Annotated in this window: 28 protein-coding genes and 1 tRNA gene; 11 read left to right on the forward strand and 18 right to left on the reverse strand. The window is 68.3% G+C overall.

Features of this window, described 5'->3' with window-relative positions; genetic code table 11:
• Positions 1 to 77 precede the first annotated feature (77 nt).
• From SJY11_RS04950 to SJY11_RS04965, 4 genes are all read right to left on the reverse strand, one after another.
• Entirely contained in the window at positions 78 to 977 is a 900-nt protein-coding gene (locus SJY11_RS04950) for a tellurite resistance TerB family protein (protein WP_376985305.1), read from the reverse strand.
• A gap of 149 nt (positions 978 to 1,126) precedes the next feature.
• The gene (locus SJY11_RS04955; RefSeq protein WP_376985307.1) at positions 1,127 to 1,927 is read right to left on the reverse strand and encodes an AprI/Inh family metalloprotease inhibitor; all 801 of its coding nucleotides are present in this window, start codon (positions 1,925 to 1,927) and stop codon (positions 1,127 to 1,129) included.
• 5 nt (positions 1,928 to 1,932) lie between these two features.
• A complete protein-coding gene (locus SJY11_RS04960; RefSeq protein WP_376985309.1) occupies positions 1,933 to 2,904 on the reverse strand; it encodes a 2-hydroxyacid dehydrogenase in 972 nt (323 codons plus the stop codon).
• A gap of 182 nt (positions 2,905 to 3,086) precedes the next feature.
• Complete coding sequence (locus SJY11_RS04965) at positions 3,087 to 3,848, reverse strand: FadR/GntR family transcriptional regulator (protein WP_376985311.1); 762 nt, start codon at positions 3,846 to 3,848, stop codon at positions 3,087 to 3,089.
• A gap of 236 nt (positions 3,849 to 4,084) precedes the next feature.
• On the opposite strand from SJY11_RS04965, the gene SJY11_RS04970 reads away from it, so the two are divergent.
• The 5 genes from SJY11_RS04970 (at position 4,085) to SJY11_RS04990 (ending at position 9,646) form a co-directional block, all read left to right on the forward strand.
• Positions 4,085 to 5,143 (forward strand): ABC transporter ATP-binding protein, encoded by a 1,059-nt coding sequence (locus tag SJY11_RS04970; RefSeq protein WP_326910020.1) that lies wholly within the window; start codon positions 4,085 to 4,087, stop codon positions 5,141 to 5,143.
• Positions 5,144 to 5,253: 110 nt separating this feature from the next.
• Entirely contained in the window at positions 5,254 to 6,579 is a 1,326-nt protein-coding gene (locus SJY11_RS04975; protein WP_376985312.1) for an ABC transporter substrate-binding protein, read from the forward strand.
• Positions 6,580 to 6,727: 148 nt separating this feature from the next.
• The gene (locus tag SJY11_RS04980; RefSeq protein ID WP_326910016.1) at positions 6,728 to 7,675 is read left to right on the forward strand and encodes a carbohydrate ABC transporter permease; all 948 of its coding nucleotides are present in this window, start codon (positions 6,728 to 6,730) and stop codon (positions 7,673 to 7,675) included.
• Complete coding sequence (locus tag SJY11_RS04985; RefSeq protein ID WP_376985314.1) at positions 7,668 to 8,576, forward strand: carbohydrate ABC transporter permease; 909 nt, start codon at positions 7,668 to 7,670, stop codon at positions 8,574 to 8,576. The genes SJY11_RS04980 and SJY11_RS04985 overlap by 8 nt, the downstream gene beginning before the upstream one ends.
• A gap of 176 nt (positions 8,577 to 8,752) precedes the next feature.
• Positions 8,753 to 9,646 (forward strand): NAD(P)-dependent oxidoreductase, encoded by an 894-nt coding sequence (locus tag SJY11_RS04990; RefSeq protein ID WP_376985316.1) that lies wholly within the window; start codon positions 8,753 to 8,755, stop codon positions 9,644 to 9,646.
• Between the two features lie 16 nt (positions 9,647 to 9,662).
• On the opposite strand, the gene SJY11_RS04995 is transcribed toward SJY11_RS04990, so the two are convergent.
• Entirely contained in the window at positions 9,663 to 10,739 is a 1,077-nt protein-coding gene (locus tag SJY11_RS04995; protein ID WP_376985318.1) for a LacI family DNA-binding transcriptional regulator, read from the reverse strand.
• Positions 10,740 to 10,842: 103 nt separating this feature from the next.
• Between SJY11_RS04995 and SJY11_RS05000 the strand changes: the two genes are divergently transcribed.
• Positions 10,843 to 11,754, forward strand: coding sequence for an NAD(P)-dependent oxidoreductase (locus SJY11_RS05000; protein ID WP_376985319.1), 912 nt, complete (start codon positions 10,843 to 10,845; stop codon positions 11,752 to 11,754).
• A gap of 13 nt (positions 11,755 to 11,767) precedes the next feature.
• On the opposite strand, the gene SJY11_RS05005 is transcribed toward SJY11_RS05000, so the two are convergent.
• Positions 11,768 to 12,529, reverse strand: coding sequence for an aspartate/glutamate racemase family protein (locus SJY11_RS05005; RefSeq protein WP_376985321.1), 762 nt, complete (start codon positions 12,527 to 12,529; stop codon positions 11,768 to 11,770).
• A 173-nt stretch (positions 12,530 to 12,702) separates the two neighbouring features.
• Between SJY11_RS05005 and SJY11_RS05010 the strand changes: the two genes are divergently transcribed.
• The 3 genes from SJY11_RS05010 to SJY11_RS05020 all read left to right on the forward strand — a co-directional run bounded on the left by SJY11_RS05010 (position 12,703) and on the right by SJY11_RS05020 (position 14,220).
• Entirely contained in the window at positions 12,703 to 13,803 is a 1,101-nt protein-coding gene (locus SJY11_RS05010) for an extracellular catalytic domain type 1 short-chain-length polyhydroxyalkanoate depolymerase (protein ID WP_376985323.1), read from the forward strand.
• Positions 13,804 to 13,870: 67 nt separating this feature from the next.
• A complete protein-coding gene (locus tag SJY11_RS05015; protein WP_376985324.1) occupies positions 13,871 to 14,041 on the forward strand; it encodes a hypothetical protein in 171 nt (56 codons plus the stop codon).
• Positions 14,038 to 14,220: a hypothetical protein gene (locus SJY11_RS05020; protein ID WP_376985326.1), complete on the forward strand. Its 183-nt coding sequence runs from the start codon at positions 14,038 to 14,040 to the stop codon at positions 14,218 to 14,220. The genes SJY11_RS05015 and SJY11_RS05020 overlap by 4 nt, the downstream gene beginning before the upstream one ends.
• 87 nt (positions 14,221 to 14,307) lie before the next feature.
• Here the strand turns inward: SJY11_RS05020 and SJY11_RS05025 are convergent, their stop codons facing one another.
• On the reverse strand, positions 14,308 to 14,766 hold the full coding sequence (locus SJY11_RS05025) for a MarR family winged helix-turn-helix transcriptional regulator (RefSeq protein ID WP_376985328.1): 459 nt from the start codon (positions 14,764 to 14,766) through the stop codon (positions 14,308 to 14,310).
• Positions 14,767 to 14,862: 96 nt separating this feature from the next.
• Between SJY11_RS05025 and SJY11_RS05030 the strand changes: the two genes are divergently transcribed.
• Entirely contained in the window at positions 14,863 to 15,837 is a 975-nt protein-coding gene (locus SJY11_RS05030) for a Bug family tripartite tricarboxylate transporter substrate binding protein (RefSeq protein ID WP_376985330.1), read from the forward strand.
• A 58-nt stretch (positions 15,838 to 15,895) separates the two neighbouring features.
• On the opposite strand, the gene SJY11_RS05035 is transcribed toward SJY11_RS05030, so the two are convergent.
• Positions 15,896 to 15,980, reverse strand: a tRNA-Leu gene (locus SJY11_RS05035).
• A gap of 202 nt (positions 15,981 to 16,182) precedes the next feature.
• On the opposite strand from SJY11_RS05035, the gene SJY11_RS05040 reads away from it, so the two are divergent.
• Entirely contained in the window at positions 16,183 to 16,704 is a 522-nt protein-coding gene (locus SJY11_RS05040; protein WP_376985332.1) for a disulfide bond formation protein B, read from the forward strand.
• A gap of 9 nt (positions 16,705 to 16,713) precedes the next feature.
• Here the strand turns inward: SJY11_RS05040 and SJY11_RS05045 are convergent, their stop codons facing one another.
• From SJY11_RS05045 to SJY11_RS05090, 10 genes are all read right to left on the reverse strand, one after another.
• A complete protein-coding gene (locus tag SJY11_RS05045) occupies positions 16,714 to 17,271 on the reverse strand; it encodes an HNH endonuclease (RefSeq protein WP_305693467.1) in 558 nt (185 codons plus the stop codon).
• 207 nt (positions 17,272 to 17,478) lie between these two features.
• On the reverse strand, positions 17,479 to 18,375 hold the full coding sequence (locus tag SJY11_RS05050; protein WP_326909990.1) for a 3-hydroxybutyryl-CoA dehydrogenase: 897 nt from the start codon (positions 18,373 to 18,375) through the stop codon (positions 17,479 to 17,481).
• 127 nt (positions 18,376 to 18,502) lie between these two features.
• Positions 18,503 to 19,450, reverse strand: a complete 948-nt coding sequence (locus tag SJY11_RS05055; RefSeq protein WP_376985334.1) for an electron transfer flavoprotein subunit alpha/FixB family protein — start codon at positions 19,448 to 19,450, stop codon at positions 18,503 to 18,505.
• Between the two features lie 4 nt (positions 19,451 to 19,454).
• Complete coding sequence (locus SJY11_RS05060; RefSeq protein ID WP_376985336.1) at positions 19,455 to 20,204, reverse strand: electron transfer flavoprotein subunit beta/FixA family protein; 750 nt, start codon at positions 20,202 to 20,204, stop codon at positions 19,455 to 19,457.
• Positions 20,205 to 20,381: 177 nt separating this feature from the next.
• On the reverse strand, positions 20,382 to 21,077 hold the full coding sequence (locus tag SJY11_RS05065) for a rhomboid family intramembrane serine protease (RefSeq protein WP_376985338.1): 696 nt from the start codon (positions 21,075 to 21,077) through the stop codon (positions 20,382 to 20,384).
• Between the two features lie 8 nt (positions 21,078 to 21,085).
• Positions 21,086 to 21,667, reverse strand: coding sequence for a cob(I)yrinic acid a,c-diamide adenosyltransferase (locus SJY11_RS05070; RefSeq protein ID WP_291826832.1), 582 nt, complete (start codon positions 21,665 to 21,667; stop codon positions 21,086 to 21,088).
• A gap of 75 nt (positions 21,668 to 21,742) precedes the next feature.
• Entirely contained in the window at positions 21,743 to 22,336 is a 594-nt protein-coding gene (locus SJY11_RS05075) for an acyloxyacyl hydrolase (protein ID WP_376985340.1), read from the reverse strand.
• Between the two features lie 175 nt (positions 22,337 to 22,511).
• Positions 22,512 to 22,700 carry a twin transmembrane helix small protein gene (locus SJY11_RS05080; protein ID WP_326909979.1) on the reverse strand — a complete coding sequence of 63 codons (189 nt, stop codon included), beginning with the start codon at positions 22,698 to 22,700 and terminating at the stop codon, positions 22,512 to 22,514.
• Positions 22,701 to 22,780: 80 nt separating this feature from the next.
• Entirely contained in the window at positions 22,781 to 23,653 is an 873-nt protein-coding gene (locus SJY11_RS05085; RefSeq protein ID WP_376985342.1) for an ABC transporter permease, read from the reverse strand.
• Between the two features lie 133 nt (positions 23,654 to 23,786).
• Positions 23,787 to 24,833 (reverse strand): ABC transporter substrate-binding protein, encoded by a 1,047-nt coding sequence (locus SJY11_RS05090; protein WP_376985344.1) that lies wholly within the window; start codon positions 24,831 to 24,833, stop codon positions 23,787 to 23,789.
• Between the last annotated feature and the right edge of the window lie 35 nt (positions 24,834 to 24,868).

The raw sequence follows: 24,868 nt of genomic DNA on the forward strand, positions 1-24,868 counted from the left end.
AGAAAAGGGCAGGCTTCTGGCGCAAGAGCCGCCCCGCGGGACGGTGGCGGCGCTCGCGAACGGCCATGCCGGGACTGTCAGACCTTGGCGGCGCTCGCGGCCGCGTCGATATTGGCCACGAGTTCGGCATCGAGTCCGAGCGAGGCGGAGAGGCCTGCCAGGAAGTCCTTCTCGCCGGGCGTGTCCGGATTGATGGCGATGCGGGCGGCGGTGTAGATTTGCGCGGCGAGTTCGGGGCTTTCCGCGCCGGCCACCAGCGTCTCGATCGAAGCGGGGCTGGCCATCTCCTGCTCCAGCCATTCATTCGCCTCCTGGTCGAAGCCGGCCTCGCGCAGGCCGCCCAGAATGGCGGTGCGCTCCTCGGCGTCGATGGCGCCGTCGGCCGCGGCGGCGGCGATCATCGCACGGATGAAGAGCAGCGCGGTCGCCTCGGTCGCGGCTTCGGCCTCGAAGCCAGTGCCGCGCGGCGGCGGAAGGAGTTCGGGCGTCGATACGTCGAGGAGCGGCTTGCCGGCCTGGTGGTTCTGATAGGCCTTGTAGGCGAGGCCGCCGATCAGGGCCATGCCGCCGAGCCTGGCCGCGGAGCCGACGACGGCGCGGCCGGTTGAGGACCCGAAGACGAGCGCGCCGAGGCCGCCGAGCACGGCGGTCGCCATCGCCGGATTCTTGTCGAACATCGCCTTGGCCTGGGCCAGCACGTCCTGCGCCGAGCGCCCGCCCGTGACCTGCCCCATGACGTCGCCGGCCTTCTGCTGGACGCCGGTCTGGCGCGCCGCGTCGCCGACGCCCTGCGAGGCCTGGGTCAGGATCTGCCCGGCCATGCCGGCGAGACCGCCGAGGCCGCCGCCCTGCTGAACCTTTGTCGCCAGCCCGCCGAGAATCTGGCCGAGCGAGCCGGTCCGGCCCTGCCCGCCGGGCTGGCCGGCCTGGGTGCCGGCGCTGACGAGGGCATCGAGAAGCGACTTGGCGTTGAACATCGGGCGATCCTCCTGTCTGCGCCGAAGGGTCGGGCGCCGACAGCCCATCTAGGAACGATGAAGGCCGACCGCCAGAGACGGAGAGGGTGCACCGGTCGAAATGCTGCCGTTCGGGAAGATCCGGCCCGCCGGGGTCGGCGCATTTTGCCTCAGGGCTGCAGCCGGCGCAGCAGCAGCGTCGCCCCGACCGCGGGGTCCTTGCGCCAGACGCCGGCCTCGAAGACGAGATCGATGCTGTGGCCCTTGCGCGCGATCAGGGTCAGCCGGCCGCCGGCATAGCGCCAGGTCGTGGGATCGAAGATGGTGATGCCGGTGTCCGGGCAGGGACGCTCGAGCCGGGCGTCGGCCGCCTCCCCTTCCGCGGTCGGCGCGACCAGGCGCAGGCGGCAGGCTTCGCGGCCCTGCTGCCGCATCAGGGCATAGAGCCCCGGCAGGGTTGCGGCAGCCGGGGCGCGGCTGGGGTCGATCTGAGTCGGGCGCTGGGCGGCGGTGGCGGCGACTTCCGCCGGTGACGGCGCGGGCCGGCGCGCCACCCGCGGATGCGTGCCGCGGTTCAGGGCATAGTCCCTGCCGTCCCGGGCCCGGCCGCTGAACCCGGTGGGGACCTGCTGGCCGAAGGCGAGGACCGCCTTGCCGTCCGCGCCGTTCAGCCGAGGTGCGCCATCGGGCCCTAGGCTCCAGGAGGTGACGTCTGCGAGCAGCGGCAGGGCGCGGCGGCAGGTTGCCGGGAAACGCAGCTGTCGTCCTCCCGCGGTCTCCTCGACGCCCAGGGTCACCGTGCAGCGGCGCGGCGCGCCCGTCTGCTCGAGGTCCCAGGCGCCCAGCAGCTGCGCGACGGCCGGCGGCGCCCGGTCGGCCCCGCGTGGCGGCGGGGCCGTCTGCGCCGCGGCGGCGAGGCCCGAGAGAACCAGGCCGCCCGCGGCCAGCGCGCATCGCAGCGCGCCGGGCATCGCCCTCAGGCCTTCGTCCAGGGCGTTTCGGCGACGGGCGTCAGCGGGCCCTTGCCGTCGAACCATGAGAACAGGTTGTCGACGAGGAGCTGGCCCATCTGCTCGCGGGTGTGGACCGAGGCCGAGCCGACATGGGGCAGCAGCACGACATGGTCGATGGCGATCAGCTCGGCGGGAACGCGCGGCTCGTCCTCGAAGACGTCGAGGCCGGCGGAGAGGATGGTCTTGCTGCGCAGGGCCTCGATCAGCGCCTGCTCGTCGACGACCGTGCCGCGGCCGACATTGACGACGATGCCGTTGGGACCGAGCGCCTTCAGCACCTCGGCGTTGATGATGTGATGGGTCGAGGTGCCGCCGGGCGCGACCGAGATCAGCGTGTCGACGTCCTGAGCCATCTCGACCAGCGAGGGATAGTAGCGATAGGCGACGTCGGCCTGGCGCGAGCGGCCGTGATAGACGATCGGCAGGCCGAAGGCCTCGATGCGCTGCGCCACGGCCTTGCCGATGCGCCCCAGGCCGACGATGCCGACCTTGCGCTTGCGCAGTGACGTCGTCAGCGGATAGGGGGCCTTCAGCCACTTGCCCTCGCGCAGATAGCGGTCGACCTGCGGCAGCTGGCGGACGGTGGCGATCAGCAGGCCGATGGCGAGATCGGCGACCTCGTCGGTCAGCACGTCGGGGGTGTTGGAGACCACGAGCCCGCGGCGGCCGGCCTCGGCGGCGTCGACATTGTCGTAGCCGACGCCGAAATTGGCGATCATCTCGACCTTCGGCAGCGCGTCGAACAGGGCCCCGTCGATGCGGACATGGCCGCCGCCGGCGATGCCGCGGACCCGGTCCGAGATCTCGCGCAGGAAGGCCGCCTTGTCCTCCGCCTTCCACAGTTCGTGCACGGTGAAGCGAGCCTTCAGCTGGTCGGCCGCATAGGCCATCAGCGGGCCCGTCATCAGAATCTCGGTGGCGTTGGGCCGTGTCATGGTGCGTTTCCGTCAGGCTTCTGGGTGGAGGGCGGCGCTTGATCAGGCCGAGGTGAATCGATTAAATGCGGCAGCGGCCGGCGCTTGGAAAGCCATCGGCACAGGGTGCTCGGCCAGCGTCCATCCCACCATAGTGCGGACCTCCGCGGAAGCACCGCCGGTGCATATATAATATGACTTAATCACGCGGTTTTCTGGATGATCGTCGCCGAAAGCGGGGTCAGCATCGCCAGAGTCGTGTTCAGGCTGTCGATCACCAGCGCCTTCATGCGCGCGGCCGCGAGGTCTCCGTCGCGCTGGACGATGGCGTCGAGGACACGTTCGTGGTCGACCAGCGAGGCGACGAAGAAGTCGCGGTCATCGACCGATTTGAGCAGCAGCGACCATTGCACCGTCGCCGCCACGGCGCTCGCCAGGCACATCAGCGTGGCGTTGTGGGAGGCGGCGAAGACCGATTCGTGGAAGGCGAGGTCGGCGCGGATGGTGACGTCGTCATAGGGCTCGTTGTCGACCATGCCGCGAAAGGCGGCCTCGATGCGGGCGATGTCGGCGGCGGTGCGTCGCTGGGCCGCCAGCCGGGCCGCCGCCGGCTCGGCGAAACGGCGCAACTCGAAGAGATCGCGGATGAATTTCTCATTCGGATCCGCTTCGAAATGCCAGGCGAGAACATCGGGATCGAGCAGATTCCAGCTGTCGCGCGGCGCGGCGCGGGTGCCGCTCTTGGGCCTCGCCTCGACCAGGCCCTTGGCGGTGAGCACCTTGACCGCTTCGCGATAGGCCGTGCGCGAGACCGAGATGTCGCTCCTCAGATCGTCCTCGTCAGGCAGCACCTCGCCGGCCTTGACGGCCCCGGTGATGATGGCGACGGCGAGCTTCTGCGCGACCTGGCCGAAGAGGCGGTCGGGGTTGAGCGTGGTCGGCCGCGAATAGTCGCGGATGCGCATCGTCTGGCTCCTCCCCCTCCCCGTCCGGCGCTTGACACGCCTGCATGTATGGTATGACTTTATCGCAGATGAAGGCCGGTGCAAGGGACCGCCGTTCTCCGGAGCGGGACGGTCCTTAGCCGACGGCAACCTTCATCGATCGGTCGCAACAGGCCGATAGACGATGCGGCCCGGACTTCGCCCGTTGTGGCGGATCACCGGGTCCACGGGGAAACGACGTTGAGGAGACAGGCCCGATGGCCTCAGTGCAGATTGCCGACGTACGCAAGGCGTATGGCTCGACCCAGGTCATTCACGGCGTCGATATCGACATCGAAGACGGCGAGTTCGTGATTCTGGTCGGCCCGTCCGGCTGCGGCAAGTCCACGCTGCTGCGGATGATCGCCGGGCTCGAGAACATCTCGGGTGGCGAGATCCGGATCGGCCCGCGCGTCGTCAACGACGTGCCGCCGAAAGAGCGCGACATCGCGATGGTGTTCCAGAACTATGCGCTTTATCCGCATATGACCGTCGCCGACAACATGGCGTTCTCGATGAAGCTGCGGAAGGCTCCCAAGGAGGAGATCGCCGATCGCGTCGGCAAGGCGGCGGCCATCCTCGGCCTCGAGAAGCTGCTCGACCGCTATCCGCGCCAGCTTTCCGGCGGCCAGCGCCAGCGCGTCGCGATGGGCCGCGCGATCGTGCGCGACCCGCAGGTGTTCCTGTTCGACGAGCCGCTTTCCAATCTCGACGCCAAGCTGCGCGTGCAGATGCGCACCGAGATCAAGGAACTGCACCAGCGCCTGAAGACCACCACGGTGTATGTCACGCACGACCAGATCGAAGCGATGACCATGGCCGACAAGATCGTGGTGATGCATGACGGCATCGTCGAGCAGATGGGCGCGCCGCTCGATCTCTACGACCGCCCCGCCAATCTTTTCGTCGCTGCCTTCATCGGCTCGCCCTCGATGAACCTGCTGAACGGCACGATCACGCCCGCCGGCTTCGAGACCGCAGGTGGGGTGGTCTGGCCGATCGGGACGCATCCGGCCGATTCCAACGGCAAGGCCGCCGTGCTCGGCATCCGGCCCGAGCATATCCAGCTCGACGAGAACGGCCTCAAGGCGGAGGTCGTCGTGGTCGAGCCGATGGGCTCGGAGACGCAGGTCGTGGTCCGCTGCGGCGGGCAGAGCCTGACCTGCGTGTTCCGCGAGCGCATCACCGCCAAGCCGGGCGAGCTGATCGGGATCACGCCCGACACCAATGTGACGCATCTCTTCGACGCCGGCACGGGGAAAAGCCTGGCGGCATGACCTGATCATCCGCGCCCACGGGGGGCCAACTCCCGGGGCGCGATGAAGCACAAGGCCAATGGGGCGCTCCAGACCCCGGGCCGAGCAACCGAGTCCATGGGAGGACGCTGATGACCAAACCGACACGACGTTCCGCATTGAAGGGCCTCGCCGGCGTGGCGGGCGCTGGCGCCCTCGTCGGCTCCGGCATGACCGAATGGGCCAAGGCCTGGGCGCAGGCCTCGCCCTTCAAGCCCGAGGCGGGCGCGACCCTCAACCTGATGCGCTGGCGCCGCTTCGTCGTCGCCGAGGACGAGCAGTTCAACAAGATCGTCGCGGCCTTCACCGCGGCCACGGGCGTGCGCGTCACGGTGACGTCGGAATCCTTCGACGACATGCAGCCGAAGGCATCCGTCGCCGCCAACACCGGCACGGGCCCGGACCTGTTCTGGTCGCTCTACTCGACGCCGCACCTGTTCCCGAACCGCTGCGTCGACGTCACCGACGTCGCGGACTATCTCGGCAAGAAGTATGGGGGCTGGGTGCCGGTGGCCGAGGCTTATGGCAAGCTCGGCAACAAGTGGATCGCGATCCCCGCCGCGATCAACGGCGGCTACATCAACTACCGCATCTCGCAGATCAAGGCGGCCGGCTTCAACGAGGTGCCGAAGACGACGGCCGGATTCCTGGAACTCTGCAAGGCTCTGAAAGCCAAGAACACGCCGGCCGGCTTCCCGCTCGGGCGCGCCTCGGGCGACGGCAACTCCTACGCCTACTGGCTGCTGTGGTCCCACAACGCCGCGCAGGTCGACGAGAACAGCAAGGTGATCATCCGCTCGCCCGAGACGGAAGCGGCGCTGAACTATTCCAAGGCGCTGTACGACACCTTCATCCAGGGCACGGCGGCCTGGAACGACGCCTCCAACAACCGTCTGTTCCTGTCGGGCGAACTCGGGCTGACCGCCAACGGCATCTCGATCTATGCCGCGGCGAACGCCTCCAACGACCCGAAGCAGAAGGCAATCGCGGCGGATATGGATCATGCCTACTGGCCGATCGGCCCGGCGGGCAAGCCGACCGAGATCCAGCTCTGCTTCCCGATGATGGCGATGACCTACACGAAGTTCCCGAACGCCTGCAAAGCGTTCATGGCCTACGTGCTGGAAGCCGAGCAGTTCAACCCGTGGCTGGAGGCGGCCGCCGGCTACCTCACGCATACGCTGAACGCCTTCGACAACAATCCGGTCTGGACCAAGGACCCGAAGAACACGGTGTTCCGCGACGCCTCCAAGCGCAGCCTTGTCGCGGGTCATCGCGGCAAGCTCGACGAGAAGGCGGCGACCGCCATGGCGGACTTCATCGTCGTCGACATGTTCGCCAGCTTCTGCACCGGTCGCGAATCGGCCGATGGTGCGATGCGGCTCGCCGAGCGGCAGCTGCAGCGGATCTACCGCTGACCGAACCCTTTCCGGCCGGCGGTAGCGCCGGCCGGAGCGCCTGACCGGCGCCGAGGGAAGGGCCTTTCATCCCTGTCTACGGGTCTTCCTCCCGGCGCCTTTGCGCGCGCCGGGAGGAAGACACCCTTTTATCGAGGAAGCGCTCGCGATGGCTTCAGGCTCGTTCGCCGCCCCACCGGAGACCACCGCCTGGACAAGGCTGATGGTCAACCGGAACTGGCTCGGCTTCTGGTTCATGGTTCCGACCATGATCTTCCTGCTGTTCTTCCTGGCCTGGCCGCTGATCCTGGGCATGTGGATGAGCATGACCGACATGCGCATCGGCCGCGGCGGCGTGTTCATCGGGCTGGAAAACTACCAGTACCTGCTCGACGACAGCGACTTCCTGAACGCGACCGCCTTCACGCTCGTCTACACGGCGGTCGCTTCGGTGTTCAAATTCGCCATCGGGCTCTATCTCGCGATCCTCCTGAACAATCACATGCCGTTCAAGGCGTTCATCCGCGCCATCGTGCTGATCCCGTTCATCGTGCCGACCGTGCTGTCGGCGGTGGCGTTCTGGTGGATCTTCGACACGCAGTTCTCGATCTTCACCTGGCTCCTGCAGAAATGGGGTTTTCTCGACAAGGGCCAGTACATCAACTGGCTCGGCGACCCGTTCCTGGCGCAGTGCAGCGTCATCTTCGCCAATATCTGGCGCGGCATCCCCTTCATCGCGATCACGCTGCTGGCCGGGCTACAGACCGTCTCGCCCTCGCTCTACGAGGCCGCGACGCTCGACGGCGCCTCGGGCTGGCAGCGCTTCCGCTTCGTGACCTATCCGCTGCTGACCCCGATCATCGCCGTGGTGATGACGTTCTCGGTTCTGTTCACCTTCACCGATTTCCAGCTGATCTGGGCCATGACCCGTGGCGGCCCGGTCAATGCGACGCAGCTGATGGCGACGCTGTCCTATCAGCGCGGCATCCTGGGCGGGCGGCTGGGCGAGGGCGCCGCGATCGCCACCGCCATGGTGCCCTTCCTCCTGGCCGCCATCATGATCAGCTGGTTCGGCCTTCAGCGCCGCAAGTGGCAGCAGGGAGAGAGCAATGACTGACGCCGCCCTGAAATCCAACGCAGCCCCGGGCACGCTGTCCGACCATCGCGAGGGCATGGCCTATCTGGAGACGCTGCCGCGCAAGCTGGTGGTCGTCTACATGCCGCTGGCCATCATCCTCGTGGTGCTGCTGTTCCCGTTCTACTGGATGGTGATCACCTCGATCAAACCGGATGCGCAGCTGCTCAACCTCGACAACAGCAACCCGCTCTGGGTCAGCCAGCCGACCTTCCAGCACATCTACAAGCTGCTGTTCGAGAGCGCCTATCCGCGCTGGCTGATGACCACGATGATGGTCGCCACCGCGGCGACCTTCCTCTCGATCTTCGCCAGCGTGCTGTCGGCCTATGCCATCACCCGCATCCGCTACAAGGGCGCGGCGACGGTCGGCGGGCTGATCTTCCTCGCCTATCTCGTGCCACCGTCGATCCTGTTCATCCCGCTCTCGGCCGTGATCCACGCCTATGGCCTGTTCGATACGCCCTTCGCGCTGATCCTGACCTATCCGACCATCCTGATCCCGTTCTGCACCTGGCTCTTGATGGGATACTTCAAGACCATTCCCTACGAGCTCGAGGAATGCGCGCTGATGGACGGGGCGAGCCGCTGGCAGATCCTGGTCAAGATCGTGCTGCCACTGGCGATCCCCGGGCTGATCTCGGCCTTCATCTTCGCCTTCACCCTGTGCTGGAACGAGTTCATCTACGCGCTGACCTTCATCTCCTCGGACCACAACAAGACGGTGCCGGTGGCGATCATCTCCAACTTCGTCGACGGCGACATCTTCCGCTGGGGCTCGCTGATGGCGGGCGCGCTGATCGGCTCGCTGCCGCTGGTGATCCTCTACGCCTTCTTCGTCGAGCATTACGTGTCGGCGATGACGGGAGCGGTGAAGGAGTGAGGTCCTGCGGCGCAGGCGGGCCGCCCGTGCCCCCTGCGCCGTCATGCGGTGCGCGACGGCGGGACCGCGCCGATCGGGGCTCGCGCCGCGAGCGTCGATCGGCCAGTCTCGCGACCCGATCCCGGGCCGGCGCCTGACGTCGCCGGGGGGACGTCAACAGAGGACCTGACCAGAAGATGCCGACCTCCATCGCCTTCATCGGGCTCGGCGCCATGGGCGCGCCGATGGCCGAGAACCTCGTCAAGCGCCAGTTCCGCGTCACCGGTTTCGACATGCGCGAGAGTGCGCGCGAGGCGCTGGTCGCCGCCGGCGGCCACGCGTCGGAGAGCGCCGCGGCCGCGGCTTCGGGTGCCGAGGCGATGGTTCTGATGGTCGTCAACGCGGCGCAGGCGCGCGCCGTGCTGTTCGAGGCCGGGGCGCTCGCGGCGCTGGCGCCCGGCGCGGTGGTGATCCTGATGGCGACCTGCCCGCCGGGCGAGGTCGAGGCGATCGCGGCGCAGGTCATCGCCAGCGGACGGCGCTTCGTCGATGCCCCGGTGTCGGGCGGTGTGGTCGGCGCGCGCGCCGCGACGCTCTCGATCATGGTCGGGGCGCCCGACGAGACCATGGCGCTGGCGCGGCCAATGCTGGAGGCGCTGGGCGACAAGGTCTTCCATGTCGGCCAGGCGCCCGGACAGGGCGCAACGGTCAAGACGGTCAACCAGTTGCTCTGCGGCGTGCACATCGCGGTCGCGGCGGAGGCGCTCTCGCTCGCGGAGAAGGCCGGGATCGACGGGCGGCTGCTGTTCGAGATCATGGGCGGCTCGGCCGCTTCCTCGTGGATGCTGAAGGACCGCGGACCGCGCATGCACGAGGCCGACCCGGCGGTGACCAGCGCCGTCGACATCTTCGTCAAGGACCTGTCGATCGTGCTGGATGCCGGCCGGGCGGCGCGCACGGCGCTGCCGCTGGCGGCCGCCGCGCACCAGATGTTCCTCGCGGCGTCGGGGATGGGCCATGGCGGCCGCGACGATTCGCAGGTGGTGCGGGCCTATCGCGCGCTCAACGCCAAGCCCGCCAACGATGCGTGAGCCGCCCGCCCAGGGCTCAGCAGCGGGCCGGGGCCGTCGTGCCGCGGATGACGAGGGCGGGCGTCAGCAGCAGCCTGCGCGGCGGGGCGGCGGGATCGGCGATGCGGCTGATCAGGAATTCGGCCGAGGTGCGGCCCATCTCGTCCTGGAAATTGCGGATGGTCGTCAGCGCCGGATACCATTGCGCCGCTTCCTGCACGTCGTCGCAGCCGATGATCGAGAAATCGGAGCCTGCCTCGCGGCCGCGATGGCGCAGCCCGAGCATCGCCCCGAAGGCGGCGAGATCGTTCATGCACACGGCCGCCGTCGGGGGATCGGGCGCATCGAGAACCGCCTGGATGCCCTTGGAGCCGTTCTCGCGCGTGCCATGCCCGGGATAGACCAGCGCCGGGTCGATCGGGATGCCGTTGCGCGCCAGGACCTCGCAATAGCCGCGATAGCGGTTCGCGCCCGTCGAGATCCGCTCGTTCTGGCAGATGAAGGCGATGCGCCGGTGGCCGAGTCCGATCAGATGCTCCATCGCCAGGATGGTGCCGTGGCGGTCATCGGAGCCGACGAAGTCGAGATCGGGCGTAATCTCGCGCGAGAGCTGGACGATCGGAACGCCGGCCGCGATCAGATGGGCGAAGGTTTCCGGCGTCGAGCCGCCGGCGGCGCAGAGGATCATCCCGTCGGGGCGGTACTCCTTGAGCGTGTTGAGGACGCGGTCCTGCCGTTCGAGGTCCTCGCCATAGGTGCCGAGCAGGATCGAGCGGCCATGGGCCGTGGTCGTCTCCTCGATCGCCGACAGCAATTCGGCGAAATAGGGGTTCGTGATGTCGTGGAAGCCGACGCCGAGGATATTGGTGCGGTCAGTCCGCAGCGAGGCGGCGCTGCGGTTGTAGCTGTAGCCCATCTCGCGGGCCATCTGCTGGACGCGGGCCCGCGTCGATTCCGCCACCAGCGGCGAGCCGCGGAGCGCGAGCGACACCGTCGCGGTCGAGACCGCGAGCCGATCGGCGATGATCTGAAGCGTGACGCGACCGCGCGCGACCGACTGCGCAGCCGTTGGCTTGACGGGGGAACCGGCACTGACGGGGCCGCTGCTGGTCATGACGCTCTTCTCCGGCGTCGGAAACGCGACCCTGCGACCGGTTCTTGGTCGGGCGTTCCATCACGTCGATCCGTCATTCTCATATAAACAGGAGAAATTGAAGATGACTGCAACCAAAGAATCAGTGGGCTTCATCGGCGTCGGTCTGATGGGGCAGGGCATGGCCCAGAGCCTGCTCAACAAGGGCTTCCCCCTCACCGTCATGGGGCATCGCAACCGCAAGCCGGTCGAGACCCTCGTCGCCGGCGGCGCGAAGGAGGCCAAGACGCCCCGGGAGCTCGCGCAGAACGCCAGCATCATCTTCCTGTGCGTGACCGGCTCGGCCCAGGTCGAGGCCGTGGTGAACGGGCCCGACGGCATCGCGGCCGGCGCCAAGCCCGGCACCGTGATCATCGACTGCTCGACCTCGGACCCGACGGTGACGGTGCGGATCGCCGGCGAGCTGGAGGCCAAGGGCCTGCATCTGGCCGATGCGCCGCTCGGCGGCACGCCGGCCCAGGCTGCGCTCGGCCAGCTCTCGGCGATGGTCGGGACGACGCCGGAGGTGTTCGCGCGGATCAAGCCGGCGATCGAGGCCTGGGCGCAGAAGGTCGTGCATCTCGGCCCGGTCGGCGACGGCCACAAGATGAAGCTTCTGAACAACTTCCTCTCGATGGGCTATGCGGCGATCTATGCCGAGGCGCTGACCCTGGCCGCGAAGATCGACATCACGCCGCAGACCTTCGACAGCGTGCTGCGCGGCAGCCGGATGGATTGCGGCTTCTACCAGACCTTCATGCAGTATGTGCTTGAGAGGGACCGCGACGCCCACAAGTTCACGCTGGTCAACGCACTGAAGGACGTGCGCTATCTGGAGAGCGTGGCGAATGCGGCCGGCGTGCCCAACCCGATCGGCAACGCCGTGAAGAACAGCTTCGCCCGCGCCGTCGCTGCCGGGAAGAGCGACGATTACGTGCCGATGCTGTCGGACTTCATCGCCGCCGAGAACGGCCTGTCTCTCGCCCGCAAGGGCTGAGACCGCCCGTTTCCTACGCCGACCCGGTTCCGGCCGGGTCGGCGAGACGGGCCGCGAGGCGTTCGCCCAGGCCGATGCTGGCGATCCCCGCGGGAAAGGCGAGATCTCCGTGCCGCGGCTTGTCGGCCGGGTCGCGCAGGGCCGCCAGGACGGCGGCGAGACCGGCCTCGACCGAGCAGATGACGGGCAGGTCGAGATGGGGCGCGATGCGCGCCGCGAGGCCGGCGAGCCCCGCGCCGCCGAGAATGACGGCACCGGCGCCGTTACGCGCCGCGGCGTCCCGGCAGGCCTGCGTCAGCAGGGCGATGGCGCCGTCGGGGTCGCGCGCGATCTCGGCCCCGGTCGGGGCGACGGTCTCGATCCCGGCGAGCCGGTCTCCCAGCCCGAGCGTGCCGACGAATTCCCGCAGCATCGGCCCCCAGCGCTCCCCTCCGGTGACGATGGCGAAGCGTTCGGCGCATCGGGCCGCCGCGATGCAGCTCGCCTCGGCCATGCCGATCACGGGCACGGCGGCGAGCTCCTTCAGCGCGAGCAGCCCGGGGTCCCCGAAGCAGGCGAGATAGACCGCGTCGCAATCGCCGCCATGCTCGGCGAAGGCGTCGAGCGTGGCATGGCCGGCGATGGCGGCGGCGCTGCGGCTGGCGATGTAGCGTGCGCCGAAGCGGCCCGTGACGGGCTTCAGCGTGACGCCCTGCGGCAGCATCGGCGCCAGCACCCGCGCCATCAGGGCGGTCACTTCGGCCGTCGTGTTGGGATTGATCAGCAGGATGCGCACGGGAAGACGTCGTCCAGGGGAGGGGGCGCCACTCTCCGCGATCAAGCCGTGCCGGGCAATCCCGCAGGCCCGGTGCCGCATCGGTGATGTTGCGTTGCAACATAAACGGTTATGATCGCGTTGAGGATCGAAAGGCCGTCGTCATGCCGTCGCGGCCGGCGCAGGAGCGCACCATGCCCCGACTGTCGGATACCATCGCCCGTCTCGCCGCCGCCCGCGGCCAGGGATCCGGGGCCGCCGTCCCGTCCCGGCTGACCGAATGGGCCGGCTTCGGCTCCAATCCCGGCGCCCTGCGGGCCCATCGCTATCGTCCCGAGGGGCTGGAACCCGGAGCGCCGCTCGTCGTGGTGCTGCATGGCTGCACCCAGAGCGCGGCGGCCTACGACCTCGGCTCGGGATGGTCCCGCCTCGCCGACCGGCATGGCTTCGCCCTGCTGTTTCCGGAGCAACAGCGCGCCAACAACGCCAATCTCTGCTTCAACTGGTTCGCGCCCGGCGACATCGCCCGCGAGGCGGGCGAGGCGCTCTCGATCGCCCAGATGATCGAGGGGACGATCACCGGCTACGGGCTCGACCGCCGCCGCGTCTTCGTCACCGGCCTGTCCGCGGGCGGGGCGATGGCCGCCGCGATGCTCGCGACCTATCCGGAACTCTTCGCGGGCGGGGCGATCATCGCCGGCCTGCCCTATGGCAGCGCCTCGGGCGTTCCCGAGGCGCTGGAGCGCATGCGCGGGCAGGGCCTGCCGGGGGAGGCCGCGCTGCTGCGCGCGGTGCGGGCGGCTTCGCGCCATAGCGGACCCTGGCCCACGCTCTCGGTCTGGCACGGGTCGCGCGACCACACGGTCGCGCCGGCCAATGGCGAGGCCGTGCTGGCGCAGTGGCGGCAGCTCCATGGCCTGGCCGAAAGCCCGTCCGAGACCTTGTCGCTCGGCCCCCATCGCCGCCGCGTCTGGCGCGACGGCGCCGGCACGGCGCGCATCGAGGCCTTCACGGTGGCCGGCCTCGGGCATGGCACGCCGATCGATGGCGGCGACGGAATCGGCGTTCCGGGGCCGCACATGCTGCAGGCCGGAATCTCCTCGTCCCGGCACATCGCGGCGTTCTGGCAGCTCACGGATGCCGTCGCGGCGGTTGCCACGGCGCCGGGCGCGGATGCGTCCGCAGCCCGAAGCCGGCCGGCCGAGACGGCCCGGCCCCTGCCGCCGCAGCCGGCAGCCTCCGGGCCGGGCCAGGTCATCGCCGATGCGCTGCGGGCAGCGGGACTGATGCGCTAGGCTGTCCCGGGGAACGATCCGCGCCGTCCCCGGTTTTTCAGGCTGAGGACAAACAGAGGCGGTGGCCATGACGATCGAGACCAGCGAGGATTACGACGCCGCCCTCGCCAGGCTCGCTGCGCTGGGTGACACTCCGGCCGATGGGCAGGCGCATGACGAGTTTCTCGCCATCAGTGCTGCGATGGTCGCCTATGAGACGCGCAACCATCCGGCCCTCGCTCAGGGAGACGGGACATGATCGCGGAGAAGAAGGCGATCGTCCGCTGCGCGGACGATTACGAGCGGGCGCTCGAGCGGGTGGCTGAACTCGGGCACCCGGCGCCGGGCACCGCGGACGAGGCCGAACTCATCGGCCTCGTCGAGGCGATCGAGAAATGGGAAGCCCGGCACGAGGACGATTCGGAGGGCTGGGGCTAGCGACGGGCGTCCGAGCGCCGATCCCTTCTCCTGGTGTGCACGAGACTGGCGGCACGGCCCATCGCGTCCCTGCCTCATCAGGGCGGCTCAGCCGCGCAGGACCGCCTCCCTGAGCTTCTCGATGATCACGAAGACCTGCTGCCGCTCGGTCTCGTCCAGGGCCGCGAGAAGGCGTTCGTGGCGCGCCCGCATGACCGGCCGCACCCGCGCTTCGAGGGCGCGGCCCTCGTCGGTCAGCTGCGCCCAGACGGCGCGGCGATCCCCCGGCCGCCGTTCACAGGAGGCGAGGCCACGCTGGGTGAGTTCCTGCAGGCAGCGGCTCGTCAGGCCGGGATCGAGGCCCGCGACCTCGGCGAGCTGACGCCCCGTCATCGCGCCATGGGCGGCCAGGAACGCGATGATGCGCCACTGGGGAATGTTCAGCCCGCCGGCCTCGCGCAACAGCCGGACGCTCTGGCGGTTCAGGGCCGCGTTGAAGCGGACCAGCCGGAAGGTCAGGAGCGCTTCCAGATCCGCCGGCTGCTGGGGACTCGCGTCTTGCGTCATGAGGCCATCTTGGTGGCAGTGCGCTTGACGTTGCAATCATTGATCGGTCAATTGATCGACCGAGCGGGCCGGCGACAGGCCCGAGGGGAGGGTGACATGATCAGGAAATTCGCGCGGGCCGTGCTCGTCGGGCTGGGGACCCTGTTGCCGCTGGCTGCGCTGGGCCAGGCGGCGTTTCCGAACCGGCCGCTGCAGATCATCGCGCCCTACGCGGCGGGCGGGGCCGCCGATGTCCTGAGCCGCTTCCTCGCCAAGGAGTTGGAGAGCCGGCTCGGGCAGCCGGTGATCGTGCAGAACCGGCCGGGCGCGGGGACGGTGATCGGGGCCCAGGCGCTGCTGCAGGCGCCCCGGGACGGATACACCCTGTTCATCAGCTCGAACTCCACCTTCACGCTCAACCCGGCGGTGATGCCGAGCCTGCCTTACGACGCCGCCCAGGATTTCGAGCCCCTGGCGCAGGTCGCCACCGCCAATCTCGTGCTGGTGACCCATGCCGACCATGCGGCGCGGGATGTGGCGGCGCTTGTGGCGGCAGCCAGGGCCGAGCCCGACAATCTGACCCTGGCGTCGTTTGGAACGGCCACCGTCTCGCACTTCGCCGGCGAATGGTTCAAATCGGTGGCCGGGATCAAGATGGCGCATGTCCCCTACCGGGGCAGCGGCCCTGCGATGAACGATCTCGTCGGCAAGCATGTGCCGTTCCTGATCGACACGATCGTGGCGGCCAAACCGCAGATCGAGGCGGGCAAGATCCGCCCGCTGGCGGTCACCTCGGCGAAGCGCTCGGCCATGCTGCCGGAGGTGCCCACGCTGCAGGAGCTCGGCTTTCCAGGCATCGACCTCTCCTCCTGGGTCGCGCTGGTCACCGCGAAGGGTATCCCCGCCGAGGCCAGGGCCAGGCTCGGCGACGCACTGGCCGCCGTGATGCGCGATCCGGCGGCGCTGGCCGCGATGACGAAATCAGGGTTCGAGCCGGTCTACCGGCCCTATGCCGACTGGCCGGGCGAGATCACCGCGGAGATCGCGGCCATGAAGTCCATCGCGCGGGCGGCTGGTATCAAACCCGAATAGCGACCTGTGTCGGGGGCATTGGCCGGTGGCCGCCAGGCATGAACGCCTCGGCTGATGATGGTGCCCCTGGCCGGAATCGAACCAGCACTCCTTGCGGAACTCGATTTTGAGTCGAGCGCGTCTACCAATTCCGCCACAGGGGCCCCTTGCGGGCGGGGCGGACTATAGCGATCGACTGCGGCCGGTCAATCGGCGTCCGTGCTTGCAGAGCGAAGGGTCGTCGCGCCTGAAATGTGATCGGCGAAAGGGCTGCCGTTGCGGCGTTCCTGCTGTATTTCGGCCGCAGGCGGGCCGCAGGGTGCGCCCGCCTCCTTCGTCCTCCGACCGCGCCCGCCGAGCCTGCCGATGACCCTCTCCGCCTCCGTCACGCAACGCACCGGAGCGACGCCGCGGCGCCTGATCGCGCTCATCGGCCTTGCCTGCCTCGCCCTGATCGCCGGGGCCTGGTTCTTCGAGATCGTGGTGGGCCTGAAGCCCTGCAAGCTCTGCCTCGAGCAGCGCCTGCCGCACTATACCGCGATGGGCCTCGCGGCGGCCGGGCTGGTGCTGGCGCGGTCGCCCCGGCTTCAGTGGCTGGCTCTGCTGGGGCTCGCCGGCCTGATGACCTGGAGCACCGGGCTCGGCGTCTATCATGCCGGCGTCGAATGGGGCTGGTTCGCCGGCCCGAACGATTGCGGCGGGGCGGCTGCGCCGGCCGCGGCCGGCGTACAGGACTTCATGAAGCAGCTCCAGACGACACGGGTCGTCAGCTGCACGGAGGCGGCGTGGCGGTTCCTGGGCCTGTCTCTGGCGGGCTGGAACGTGCTGGCCTCGCTCGCCCTGTTCGCGGCGGCGGTGATCGGCGTGCTCGGGCGCCTGCGCGCCTGAGCCATCGCCTCACGGCTCCAGTTCGGAATCCCAGTAGAGATAGTCGAGCCAGCTCTCGTGGAGATAGTTCGGCGGGAAGAGCTTGCCGTTGCGGTGCAGGTCGTTGATCGTCGGCGCATAGGCCTTCTGCATCGGGAACATGTCGACCGCGGCCGGCATCTTGTCGCCCTTGCGCAGATTGCAGGGCGAGCAGGCCGCGACCACGTTCTCCCAGGTGGTGAGCCCGCCCTTCGAGCGCGGGATGACGTGGTCGAAGGTCAATTCGTCGCGGGCGCTGCAATACTGGCAGGCGAACCGGTCGCGCAGGAAGACGTTGAAGCGCGTGAAGGCCGGCGTGCGCGAGGGCTTGATATAGGTCTTGAGCGAGACGACCGAGGGCAGCCGCATGTCGAAGCTCGGGCTGCGGACGACGGTGTCGTACTCGGAGACGATGTTCACGCGGTCCATGAAGACCGCCTTGATCGCGTCCTGCCAGCTCCAGAGGGAGAGCGGATAATAGCTCAGGGGCCGAAAATCGGCATTGAGAACCAGCGCCGGACAACCATCCGGCGAGGCCATCGGATGCATCACATGCGCCGTCAAACCCGCCGCACCTCCGCTTTCACATGCAAGACGAATCCCGCATGGGCATCAATGTAAGCGCGGCACGACAGGAATGTGAAGGGGTGCGGCGATTGGGCCGCCGCGAGCGTCGGGATCGGGGACGACCCGACCCTCTGATGCAGGATGTGATGGGAGGCAATGCCCGGGTCAAACCCGGGCTTGAGCCCGACTTCAGCGCGTCGGAACCGGCTTCTCGCCGCGGTAATCGTAGAAACCGCGCTTGGTCTTGCGGCCGAGCCAGCCGGCCTCGACGTATTTCACCAGCAGCGGGCAGGGGCGATACTTGGAATCCGCCAGGCCGTCATGAAGCACCTGCATGACCGAAAGGCAGGTGTCGAGGCCGATGAAGTCGGCCAGCTGCAGCGGCCCCATCGGGTGGTTGGCGCCGAGCTTCATCGCGGTGTCGATCGCCTCGACCGAACCGACGCCCTCATAGAGCGTGTAGACGGCCTCGTTGATCATCGGCAGCAGGATGCGGTTGACGATGAAGGCGGGGAAATCCTCGGAGACCGAGACCGTCTTGTGGAGCTTGCCGACGAACTCCTTGGCGAGCTCGAAGGTCTGGTCGTCGGTGGCGATGCCGCGGATCAGCTCGACGAGCTGCATCAGCGGCACGGGGTTCATGAAATGGATGCCGATGAAGCGCTCGGGCCGGTCGGTCGCGGCGGCCAGCCGCGTGATCGAGATCGAGGAGGTGTTGGAGGCCAGCATCGTCTCCGGCTTGATGTGCTGGCAGACGGCGGTGAAGATCTTGCGCTTGGTTTCCTCGCTCTCGGTCGCGGCCTCGATGACGAGGTCACAATCGGCGAGGCCCTCGAGCTTCGGGGCGGCGGTGATCTTGGCCATCGCGTCGCGGCGGATCTCGTCACCGATGGCGCCCTTGGCGACCTGGCGGGCCATGTTGCCGTCGATCGTCGCCAGCGCCGCGTTGATGCGCTCCTCGGCGACGTCGTGCAGCCTCACCTCGAACCCCGCCACGGCCGCCACATGGGCGATGCCGTTGCCCATCTGGCCCGCGCCGATGATGCCGATCGTCCTGATCGCCTGAGCCGACATGGTCTGTTCCATCTCCGATATCACCGCCTCCATGCCGGAAGCCGATGCGGGCCGCCGCGCGCGGCTGCCTCTTCATATATCAATCGCGGGCGCAGCGCAGCGTCCGATTGGCCGCCCGCCGCGCCCCGCTGGTTCGGGCCTATTTGCCGATCTTGGCGAGTTCGGCGTCGAGCTCCGGCAGCAGGGTGAAGAGATCCCCGACGAGGCCGTAATCGGCGACCTGGAAGATCGGTGCCTCCTCGTCCTTGTTGATGGCGACGATGACCTTGCTATCCTTCATGCCGGCGAGATGCTGGATCGCGCCGGAGATGCCGACCGCGATGTAGAGATCGGGCGCCACGACCTTGCCGGTCTGGCCGACCTGCCAGTCATTGGGCGCGTAGCCGGCGTCGACCGCGGCGCGCGAGGCGCCCATCGCCGCGCCGAGCCTGTCAGCGATCGGCTCGATGACCTTGCCGAAGGCCTCCGACGAGCCGAGCGCGCGGCCGCCGGAGATGATGATCTTGGCCGAGGCCAGTTCCGGCCGGTCGGACTTGGCGACCTCCTCGCCCTTGAACTGGGAGGAGCCGTCCTGGGCTGCGGCGGCGACGGCCTCGACCGGGGCGGTGGCGGCGCCGTCCGCGGCGGCCGCGAAGGAGGCGCCGCGGACGGTGATGACCTTCTTGGCGTCGCCCGACTGCACCGTCTGGATGGCGTTGCCGGCATAGATCGGCCGCTCGAAGGTGTCGGGCGAGACGACCTTGGTGATCTCCGAGACCTGCATCACGTCGAGCAGGGCGGCGACGCGGGGCGTGACGTTCTTGCCGGTGGTGGTGCCGGCCGCGACGATGGCGTCATAGCCGCCCGCGAGCGAGACGATCAGCGCGGCCAAGGGCTCGGCGAGATGATGGCCGAAGGCGGCATCGTCCGCCAGCAGCACCTTCTCGACGCCGTCGAGCTTCGCGGCGGCGTCGGCCACCGCCTGGGCACCCTGGCCGGCGACGAGGACATGGACGGGCGCACCGAGCGCCCTGGCGGCGGTCAGGGCCTTGCGGGTGGCCTCGTTGAGGCTCTTGTTGTCGTGCTCGGCGAGCAGCAGCGTCGTCATGATGTCAAAGCACTCCGGCTTCGTTCTTGAGCTTGGAGACGAGTTCGGCGACCGAGCCGACCTTGATGCCGGCGGAGCGGCCGGCGGGCTCGACGGTCTTCAGCACCTTCAGGCGGGGTGCGACGTCGACGCCGAGCGTCTCGGCCGAGGTCTCGTCGAGCGGCTTCTTCTTGGCCTTCATGATGTTGGGCAGCGAGGCGTAGCGCGGCTCGTTCAGGCGCAGATCGGTGGTGACGATCGCCGGCAGCTTGAGCGAGACGGTCTGCAGGCCGCCATCGACCTCGCGGGTGACGTCGACCGACTCGGCCTCCAGCGCGACCTTGGAAGCGAAGGTGCCCTGCGGCCAGCCGAGCAGCGCCGCCAGCATCTGGCCGGTCTGGTTGCAGTCGTCGTCGATCGCCTGCTTGCCGAGGATGACAAGGCCGGGGCTCTCCTGCTCCACGACCTTCTTGAGGAGCTTGGCAACGGCGAGCGGCTCGACCGTGCCCTCGACCTTCACGAGGATGCCGCGGTCGGCGCCCATGGCCAGCCCGGTGCGGATCGTCTCGGCGGCCTGCGCCGGCCCGATCGAGACCACGACGACCTCGGTCGCCTTGCCGGCTTCCTTGAGCCGCAGCGCCTCTTCGACGGCGATCTCGTCGAAGGGGTTCATCGACATCTTGACGTTGGCGAGTTCGACGCCCGAGCCGTCGGCCTTCACCCGGATCTTCACGTTGTAGTCGACAACCCGCTTCACGGGCACAAGGATCTTCATCGTCGTCATCACCGTTCAGAAAAGAGGCTGGTCCCGCCGCACCCCGGACCGTGCCGCAGAGGGCGGAAGGATGGCGGCATCGCGGCTCTCGGCTCGAATGCGGAGGGACCGTAACGACGGCCGTTTGCGCTTGTCAACGCCGCGGATGGCCCATCCCCGATGCCCAAACCGCGTCCCTCAGCCGCGCGCCGCGCGGCCGAACAGGGCCATGCGGCGATGGATCAGGAGCGGCGTGAGCGCGGCGCCGGTGCCGAGCCCGCCCAGATGCGCCCACCAGCCGACATGGCCGTCCGGATCGATCAGCGCCTGAAGGAACTGGAACAGGATCCAGGCGACGATCGCGTAGAGGGCGGTGATCCGCAGCGGGATCCAGTTGAAGGCGAGACCCCAGATGCGGACGCGCGGATAGAGCATCAGATAGGCGGCGATGACGCCGGATATCGCGCCCGAGGCGCCGATCAGCGGCTGCTCCGAGGCGGGGTTCATCATCGCATGGGTGAGGGAGCCGCCGAGGCCGCAGAGGCAGAAGAACAGCAGGAACCGGGCATGCCCCATCGCATCCTCGACATTGTCGCCGAAGACGAAGAGGAACAGCATGTTGCCCATGAGATGGGCGAGGCCGAGATGCAGGACGACATTGCTGAGCGGTGTCAGCCAGGGCGGGGCCTGCAGCAATTCGGTGGGCAGTTGCGCCGTCCCGAAGAGCACCGAGGGGATCAGGCCGAAGCCGGCGGCGACGGCGATCTGCGCGGTTTCGTCCCGGCGCAGGGTGATCAGCAGATAGAGCCCGGTGCACAGCGCGATCAGGGCGTGGGTGACGAAGGGCGCGCGCATGAAGCGCAGCGGCACGCCGTCATGCAAGGGGATGAACACCGGGGTCGCTAGCGGTTCTGGCCGGGCACCCAGAGCACGTCGCCCCCGGCCCTGGCGTTGAGATAGCGCGACGCGACGAAGAGGAAGTCGGAGAGGCGGTTGACGTATTGCAGGGCCGGCTGGCCGACGATCTCGCCGGGCGTCTGGGCGAGCTCCGTCATCAGCCGTTCGGCGCGGCGGCTGACCGTGCGAGCGAGATGCAGATGGGTGGCGGCCGGCGTCCCGCCGGGCAGCACGAAGGAGCGCAGCGGGGCCAGCGTCTCGTTGAGGCGGTCGATATCGGCCTCGATGCGATCGACCTGGGCCGGCACGATGCGCAGCGGCTCATAGGCCGGCGGCTCGCCGGTGTCGGGCGTCGACAGGTCGGCGCCGAGATCGAAGAGGTCGTTGCTGATGCGGCCGAGCATGGCGTCGACCTCCGGATCCTCCGCGGCGGCATGAAGCCGGGCGATCCCGATGCAGGCATTGGTCTCGTCGATCGTGCCATAGGCGGCGACGCGGAGATCGTATTTCGGCCGGCGCGGGCCGGTGGCGAGGCCGGTGGTGCCGTCGTCGCCGGTGCGGGTGTAGATTCGATTGAGCTTGACCATGGCCGCCTTATAGCGCGCCGCGCGGCCGACGGAAGCGGCGTTTCGCCCCCTTTTGCGGCGGCGAAACGCCCCGGCTCAGAAGCTGTAGCCGAGGCGGGCGCCGATATTGGCCGGGCCGCGGGCCTGGCCGCGGTCGGCGCAGCCGGTGGTGCTGAAATGCTCCAGCGTCGCGACCAGGCTCCAGCGGTCGTCGAGGCGCACGCCGAGAGCGGCAGCCTCGCGGGTGCCGCCGTTGCAGCCGAGGTTGAGACGGTTCTGCGGAATGATCGCGCCGGTCTTGCCGTCATTGAGCGCCGCACCGAGGCTGGCCTCGACGAAAACCCTGCTGGTGATGTCGACGGTCCAGGTCGCGCCGGCATAGGCGAAACGCGTGCCGTTGAAATTGGCGCTGGCGCCGAGATGGAAGCGCGGCACCAAGGCGTTGGCGAAACGGTCGCTCAGGGTGAAGGGCCGGGGGGTCGCGATCTCGCCGCTGAAATTCGCCAGGCCGCTCTCGCGGCCGCCGGGATTGGCCGCGCCGACGCCGATGCGGGCTTCCCAGGAGAGGGCGGGGGCGAGGGTGCCGGCGGGTGCGTAGCTGGAAGTTCCGGCCGGGAGGTCCTGAGCCTGCGCCGCAACGGGCGAGGCGGCGAGGACGCCGGAGAGGAGCAGCAACGCGACGCGAACCATGGGCGATCTGAACTTCTTGGCGGCGGGGACAGTCTTAAGGTTGCGCAAAGACTCGTGACCGGATTATGGCGGGATTGCGGCGAGCGTCGATCGGTTGCGGTGGCAAGCAGATAAAACCGCTGACGAATCAATGTCTTGCGAAAATGCTGGGGATCGCGCCGGTCTGGCCGTGGCGTCAGCCGCTGCGCCACCACAGCACGAACAGGATGACCAGGATCGCGACGAACTGAAGGATGACGCGCAGGCGCATCAGCTTCTGGGAGGTGCCTGCGCTGCCGCCGCGCAGCATGTTGGCGAGCCCGAGAACGAGGACGACGGCGACGGCACCGACGGCGACGGGAACGAGTGAACCGCTGAATGTCATGGCTCAGCCCTTAGCGCGGCCCCGTCGGCTTGGCCAGCGGCGGCGCCGGCCAGTGACGCTGGGCCGCAGCCGGTGCGAGGTCACCGATAACGCCGCTGCACGATCAGATGGGCGGCCACCGTCAGCAGGATGGTCGCGGTCATCAGGATGAAGGAGATGGCGCCGCCGAAGGGCCAGTTGTTCTGCTGGGCGAACTGGCCGTAGACCAGCGGGCCCATCATCTGGAACTTCGGGCCGCCGAGCAGGACCGGCGTGGCATAGGCGTTCATCGCCAGGATGAAGGTCAGGATCGTTCCCGCCAGAATGCCGGGCAGCGCCAGCGGCCAGAGCACGCGGCGAAACATCGCCGCGGGGCCGGCGCCGAGGCTGAAGGCGGCCTCCTCGACATTGCGCGGGATGCCCTCGATGACGCTCTGCAGGGTCAGCACCATGAAGGGCAGGTTGACCGCGATGATGCCGATGAGGACCGCGTTTTCGGTGTACATGATCTCGAGCGGCTGATCGATCAGGCCCATCCCCATCAGCGAGGCGTTGAGTGCGCCGCGACTGCCGAACGCGGTCATCCAGCCGGCGGCGCGGACGGCATTGCCGACGAAGAGCGGCAAGACCACGGCGATGATCAGAAGGTTCTTGAAGCGGCTCTGGGTGCGGGCGAGCACATAGGCCAGGGGGAAGCCCATGACCAGGCAAACGACGGTGCAGAAGACTGCGACCTTCACAGTGCGCGCGAGCACGGTGAGGTAATAGCTGTCGGTGAAGAACTTGACGTAGTTCTCGATCGTCAGCCCGTCGACCATGAACTGGCCGGGAATGAACTGGTTCAGCGAATAGCGGAACAGGATTGCGATCGGGCCGAGAAGCCCGATCGCGACGAAGAGTGTCGCCGGCACGACGAGCAGGCCGGCGAGGCCGGTGCGCGCGCCCGCGACGGGTTCTGGAGCGGTGGTGCTCATGGCGTGGCTCCGTCATGCTCGGGCTCGACCCGAGCATCTCCGGACGCGGACGCGAATAACCGCGCCTTCATCGTGATGAGGTTCTCGGGTCGGCGCGGAGCGCCGCCCGAGAATGACGTGCCAGCCCTGTTCATCACGCCTTGAAGACCTTGTCCCACCACTCCTTCATCGCCGAGTCGTTCTTGGCGAGGAAGGCATAGTCGAGATCCTTGAGACGCTTCTGCTCCTCGGCAGTGAAGCCGATGCGCTTCTGCAGATCGGGCGCAATCTCGAGACCGGTGACAGTGCCATTATAGCCCATGTCGACAGCGAAGGCCTCCTGAGCGGATTTCTCCAGCATCGCGTTCATATAGGCGTAGGCGTTGTCCTTGTTGGGCGCATTTTTCGCGATGGCGAAGCCGGAGACATACGCCGGAATGCCCTCGCTCGGAGCGGCTGCCTCGCAGGCGATGCCGGCGTTCTGCCACTGAACAGCGCGCGCCTTCCACATGATGCCGATGCCGATCTCCTCGGTCTTCAGCGCCTGGGCGAAGGCTTCATTGGTCGGGTAGACGCGAGCGCCAGCCTTCTTGGCCGCCATGAGCACCTCCTTGGCCTTGTCGAGATTGTTCATCTCGGCGCCGTTGGTGCCGGCGAGCGAGGCGGCGACGAAGACGTAGATATACTGGATGTCGATAATGCCAATCTTATTTCCGTACTTGGGATCGAAGGCATCCTTGAAGCTCGTCGGCGCCGGTGTGATCAGCTTCGGACTGTAGACGACGACCTTGCCGGAATAGATCTGGCCGATCCCGTACGGGTATTTCATCGACGGGAGCAGGTTCTTGGCGTTCGGGATCTTCGAGTAGTCAATCTGCTCGAGAACCCCGGCCTCGTTCATCTCGTACATGTTGGCGGCCGACAGACCCTGGATGTCGGCCGAACCGCGCGGCAGGCGCTTCTCCGCCACCATCTTGGCGCGGCGCGGCGCATCGCTGGCCTGATCCTGCACGACCTCGATGCCCTTGGGCTTGAGGAAGGGCCCCTCGATGTTCTTGGTCAGCAGGCGGGCATAGTCGCCGCCCCAGGTGCCGATGACGACCTTGCCGGCGGCCTGGGCGAGAGCCGGGCTGCCGAGGCCGGTGGCGAGCGCGGCGGCGCCGGCGCCCTTGAGAAGATCGCGTCTGTCGAATGTCGTCATGGTGGTAACTCCCCTGTTGGACGCCCGTCGAAGCG

Origin of the sequence: Allobosea sp. R86505 (assembly GCF_042466375.1) — a bacterium.
In the GTDB taxonomy this organism is placed as follows: Bacteria; Pseudomonadota; Alphaproteobacteria; order Rhizobiales; family Beijerinckiaceae; genus Allobosea.

Excerpts from the sequence above, each read along its gene's own strand:
- SJY11_RS04950 (WP_376985305.1), bottom strand. The coding sequence starts at position 977 with ATGTTCAACGCCAAGTCGCTTCTCGATGCCCTCGTCAGCGCCGGCACC.
- SJY11_RS04955 (WP_376985307.1), bottom strand. The coding sequence starts at position 1,927 with ATGCCCGGCGCGCTGCGATGCGCGCTGGCCGCGGGCGGCCTGGTTCTC.
- SJY11_RS04960 (WP_376985309.1), bottom strand. The coding sequence starts at position 2,904 with ATGACACGGCCCAACGCCACCGAGATTCTGATGACGGGCCCGCTGATG.
- SJY11_RS04965 (WP_376985311.1), bottom strand. The coding sequence starts at position 3,848 with ATGCGCATCCGCGACTATTCGCGGCCGACCACGCTCAACCCCGACCGC.
- SJY11_RS04970 (WP_326910020.1), top strand. The coding sequence starts at position 4,085 with ATGGCCTCAGTGCAGATTGCCGACGTACGCAAGGCGTATGGCTCGACC.
- SJY11_RS04975 (WP_376985312.1), top strand. The coding sequence starts at position 5,254 with ATGACCAAACCGACACGACGTTCCGCATTGAAGGGCCTCGCCGGCGTG.
- SJY11_RS04980 (WP_326910016.1), top strand. The coding sequence starts at position 6,728 with ATGGCTTCAGGCTCGTTCGCCGCCCCACCGGAGACCACCGCCTGGACA.
- SJY11_RS04985 (WP_376985314.1), top strand. The coding sequence starts at position 7,668 with ATGACTGACGCCGCCCTGAAATCCAACGCAGCCCCGGGCACGCTGTCC.
- SJY11_RS04990 (WP_376985316.1), top strand. The coding sequence starts at position 8,753 with ATGCCGACCTCCATCGCCTTCATCGGGCTCGGCGCCATGGGCGCGCCG.
- SJY11_RS04995 (WP_376985318.1), bottom strand. The coding sequence starts at position 10,739 with ATGACCAGCAGCGGCCCCGTCAGTGCCGGTTCCCCCGTCAAGCCAACG.
- SJY11_RS05000 (WP_376985319.1), top strand. The coding sequence starts at position 10,843 with ATGACTGCAACCAAAGAATCAGTGGGCTTCATCGGCGTCGGTCTGATG.
- SJY11_RS05010 (WP_376985323.1), top strand. The coding sequence starts at position 12,703 with ATGCCCCGACTGTCGGATACCATCGCCCGTCTCGCCGCCGCCCGCGGC.
- SJY11_RS05015 (WP_376985324.1), top strand. The coding sequence starts at position 13,871 with ATGACGATCGAGACCAGCGAGGATTACGACGCCGCCCTCGCCAGGCTC.
- SJY11_RS05020 (WP_376985326.1), top strand. The coding sequence starts at position 14,038 with ATGATCGCGGAGAAGAAGGCGATCGTCCGCTGCGCGGACGATTACGAG.
- SJY11_RS05025 (WP_376985328.1), bottom strand. The coding sequence starts at position 14,766 with ATGACGCAAGACGCGAGTCCCCAGCAGCCGGCGGATCTGGAAGCGCTC.
- SJY11_RS05030 (WP_376985330.1), top strand. The coding sequence starts at position 14,863 with ATGATCAGGAAATTCGCGCGGGCCGTGCTCGTCGGGCTGGGGACCCTG.
- SJY11_RS05040 (WP_376985332.1), top strand. The coding sequence starts at position 16,183 with ATGACCCTCTCCGCCTCCGTCACGCAACGCACCGGAGCGACGCCGCGG.
- SJY11_RS05045 (WP_305693467.1), bottom strand. The coding sequence starts at position 17,271 with ATGCATCCGATGGCCTCGCCGGATGGTTGTCCGGCGCTGGTTCTCAAT.
- SJY11_RS05050 (WP_326909990.1), bottom strand. The coding sequence starts at position 18,375 with ATGGAACAGACCATGTCGGCTCAGGCGATCAGGACGATCGGCATCATC.
- SJY11_RS05055 (WP_376985334.1), bottom strand. The coding sequence starts at position 19,450 with ATGACGACGCTGCTGCTCGCCGAGCACGACAACAAGAGCCTCAACGAG.
- SJY11_RS05060 (WP_376985336.1), bottom strand. The coding sequence starts at position 20,204 with ATGAAGATCCTTGTGCCCGTGAAGCGGGTTGTCGACTACAACGTGAAG.
- SJY11_RS05070 (WP_291826832.1), bottom strand. The coding sequence starts at position 21,667 with ATGGTCAAGCTCAATCGAATCTACACCCGCACCGGCGACGACGGCACC.
- SJY11_RS05075 (WP_376985340.1), bottom strand. The coding sequence starts at position 22,336 with ATGGTTCGCGTCGCGTTGCTGCTCCTCTCCGGCGTCCTCGCCGCCTCG.
- SJY11_RS05080 (WP_326909979.1), bottom strand. The coding sequence starts at position 22,700 with ATGACATTCAGCGGTTCACTCGTTCCCGTCGCCGTCGGTGCCGTCGCC.
- SJY11_RS05085 (WP_376985342.1), bottom strand. The coding sequence starts at position 23,653 with ATGAGCACCACCGCTCCAGAACCCGTCGCGGGCGCGCGCACCGGCCTC.
- SJY11_RS05090 (WP_376985344.1), bottom strand. The coding sequence starts at position 24,833 with ATGACGACATTCGACAGACGCGATCTTCTCAAGGGCGCCGGCGCCGCC.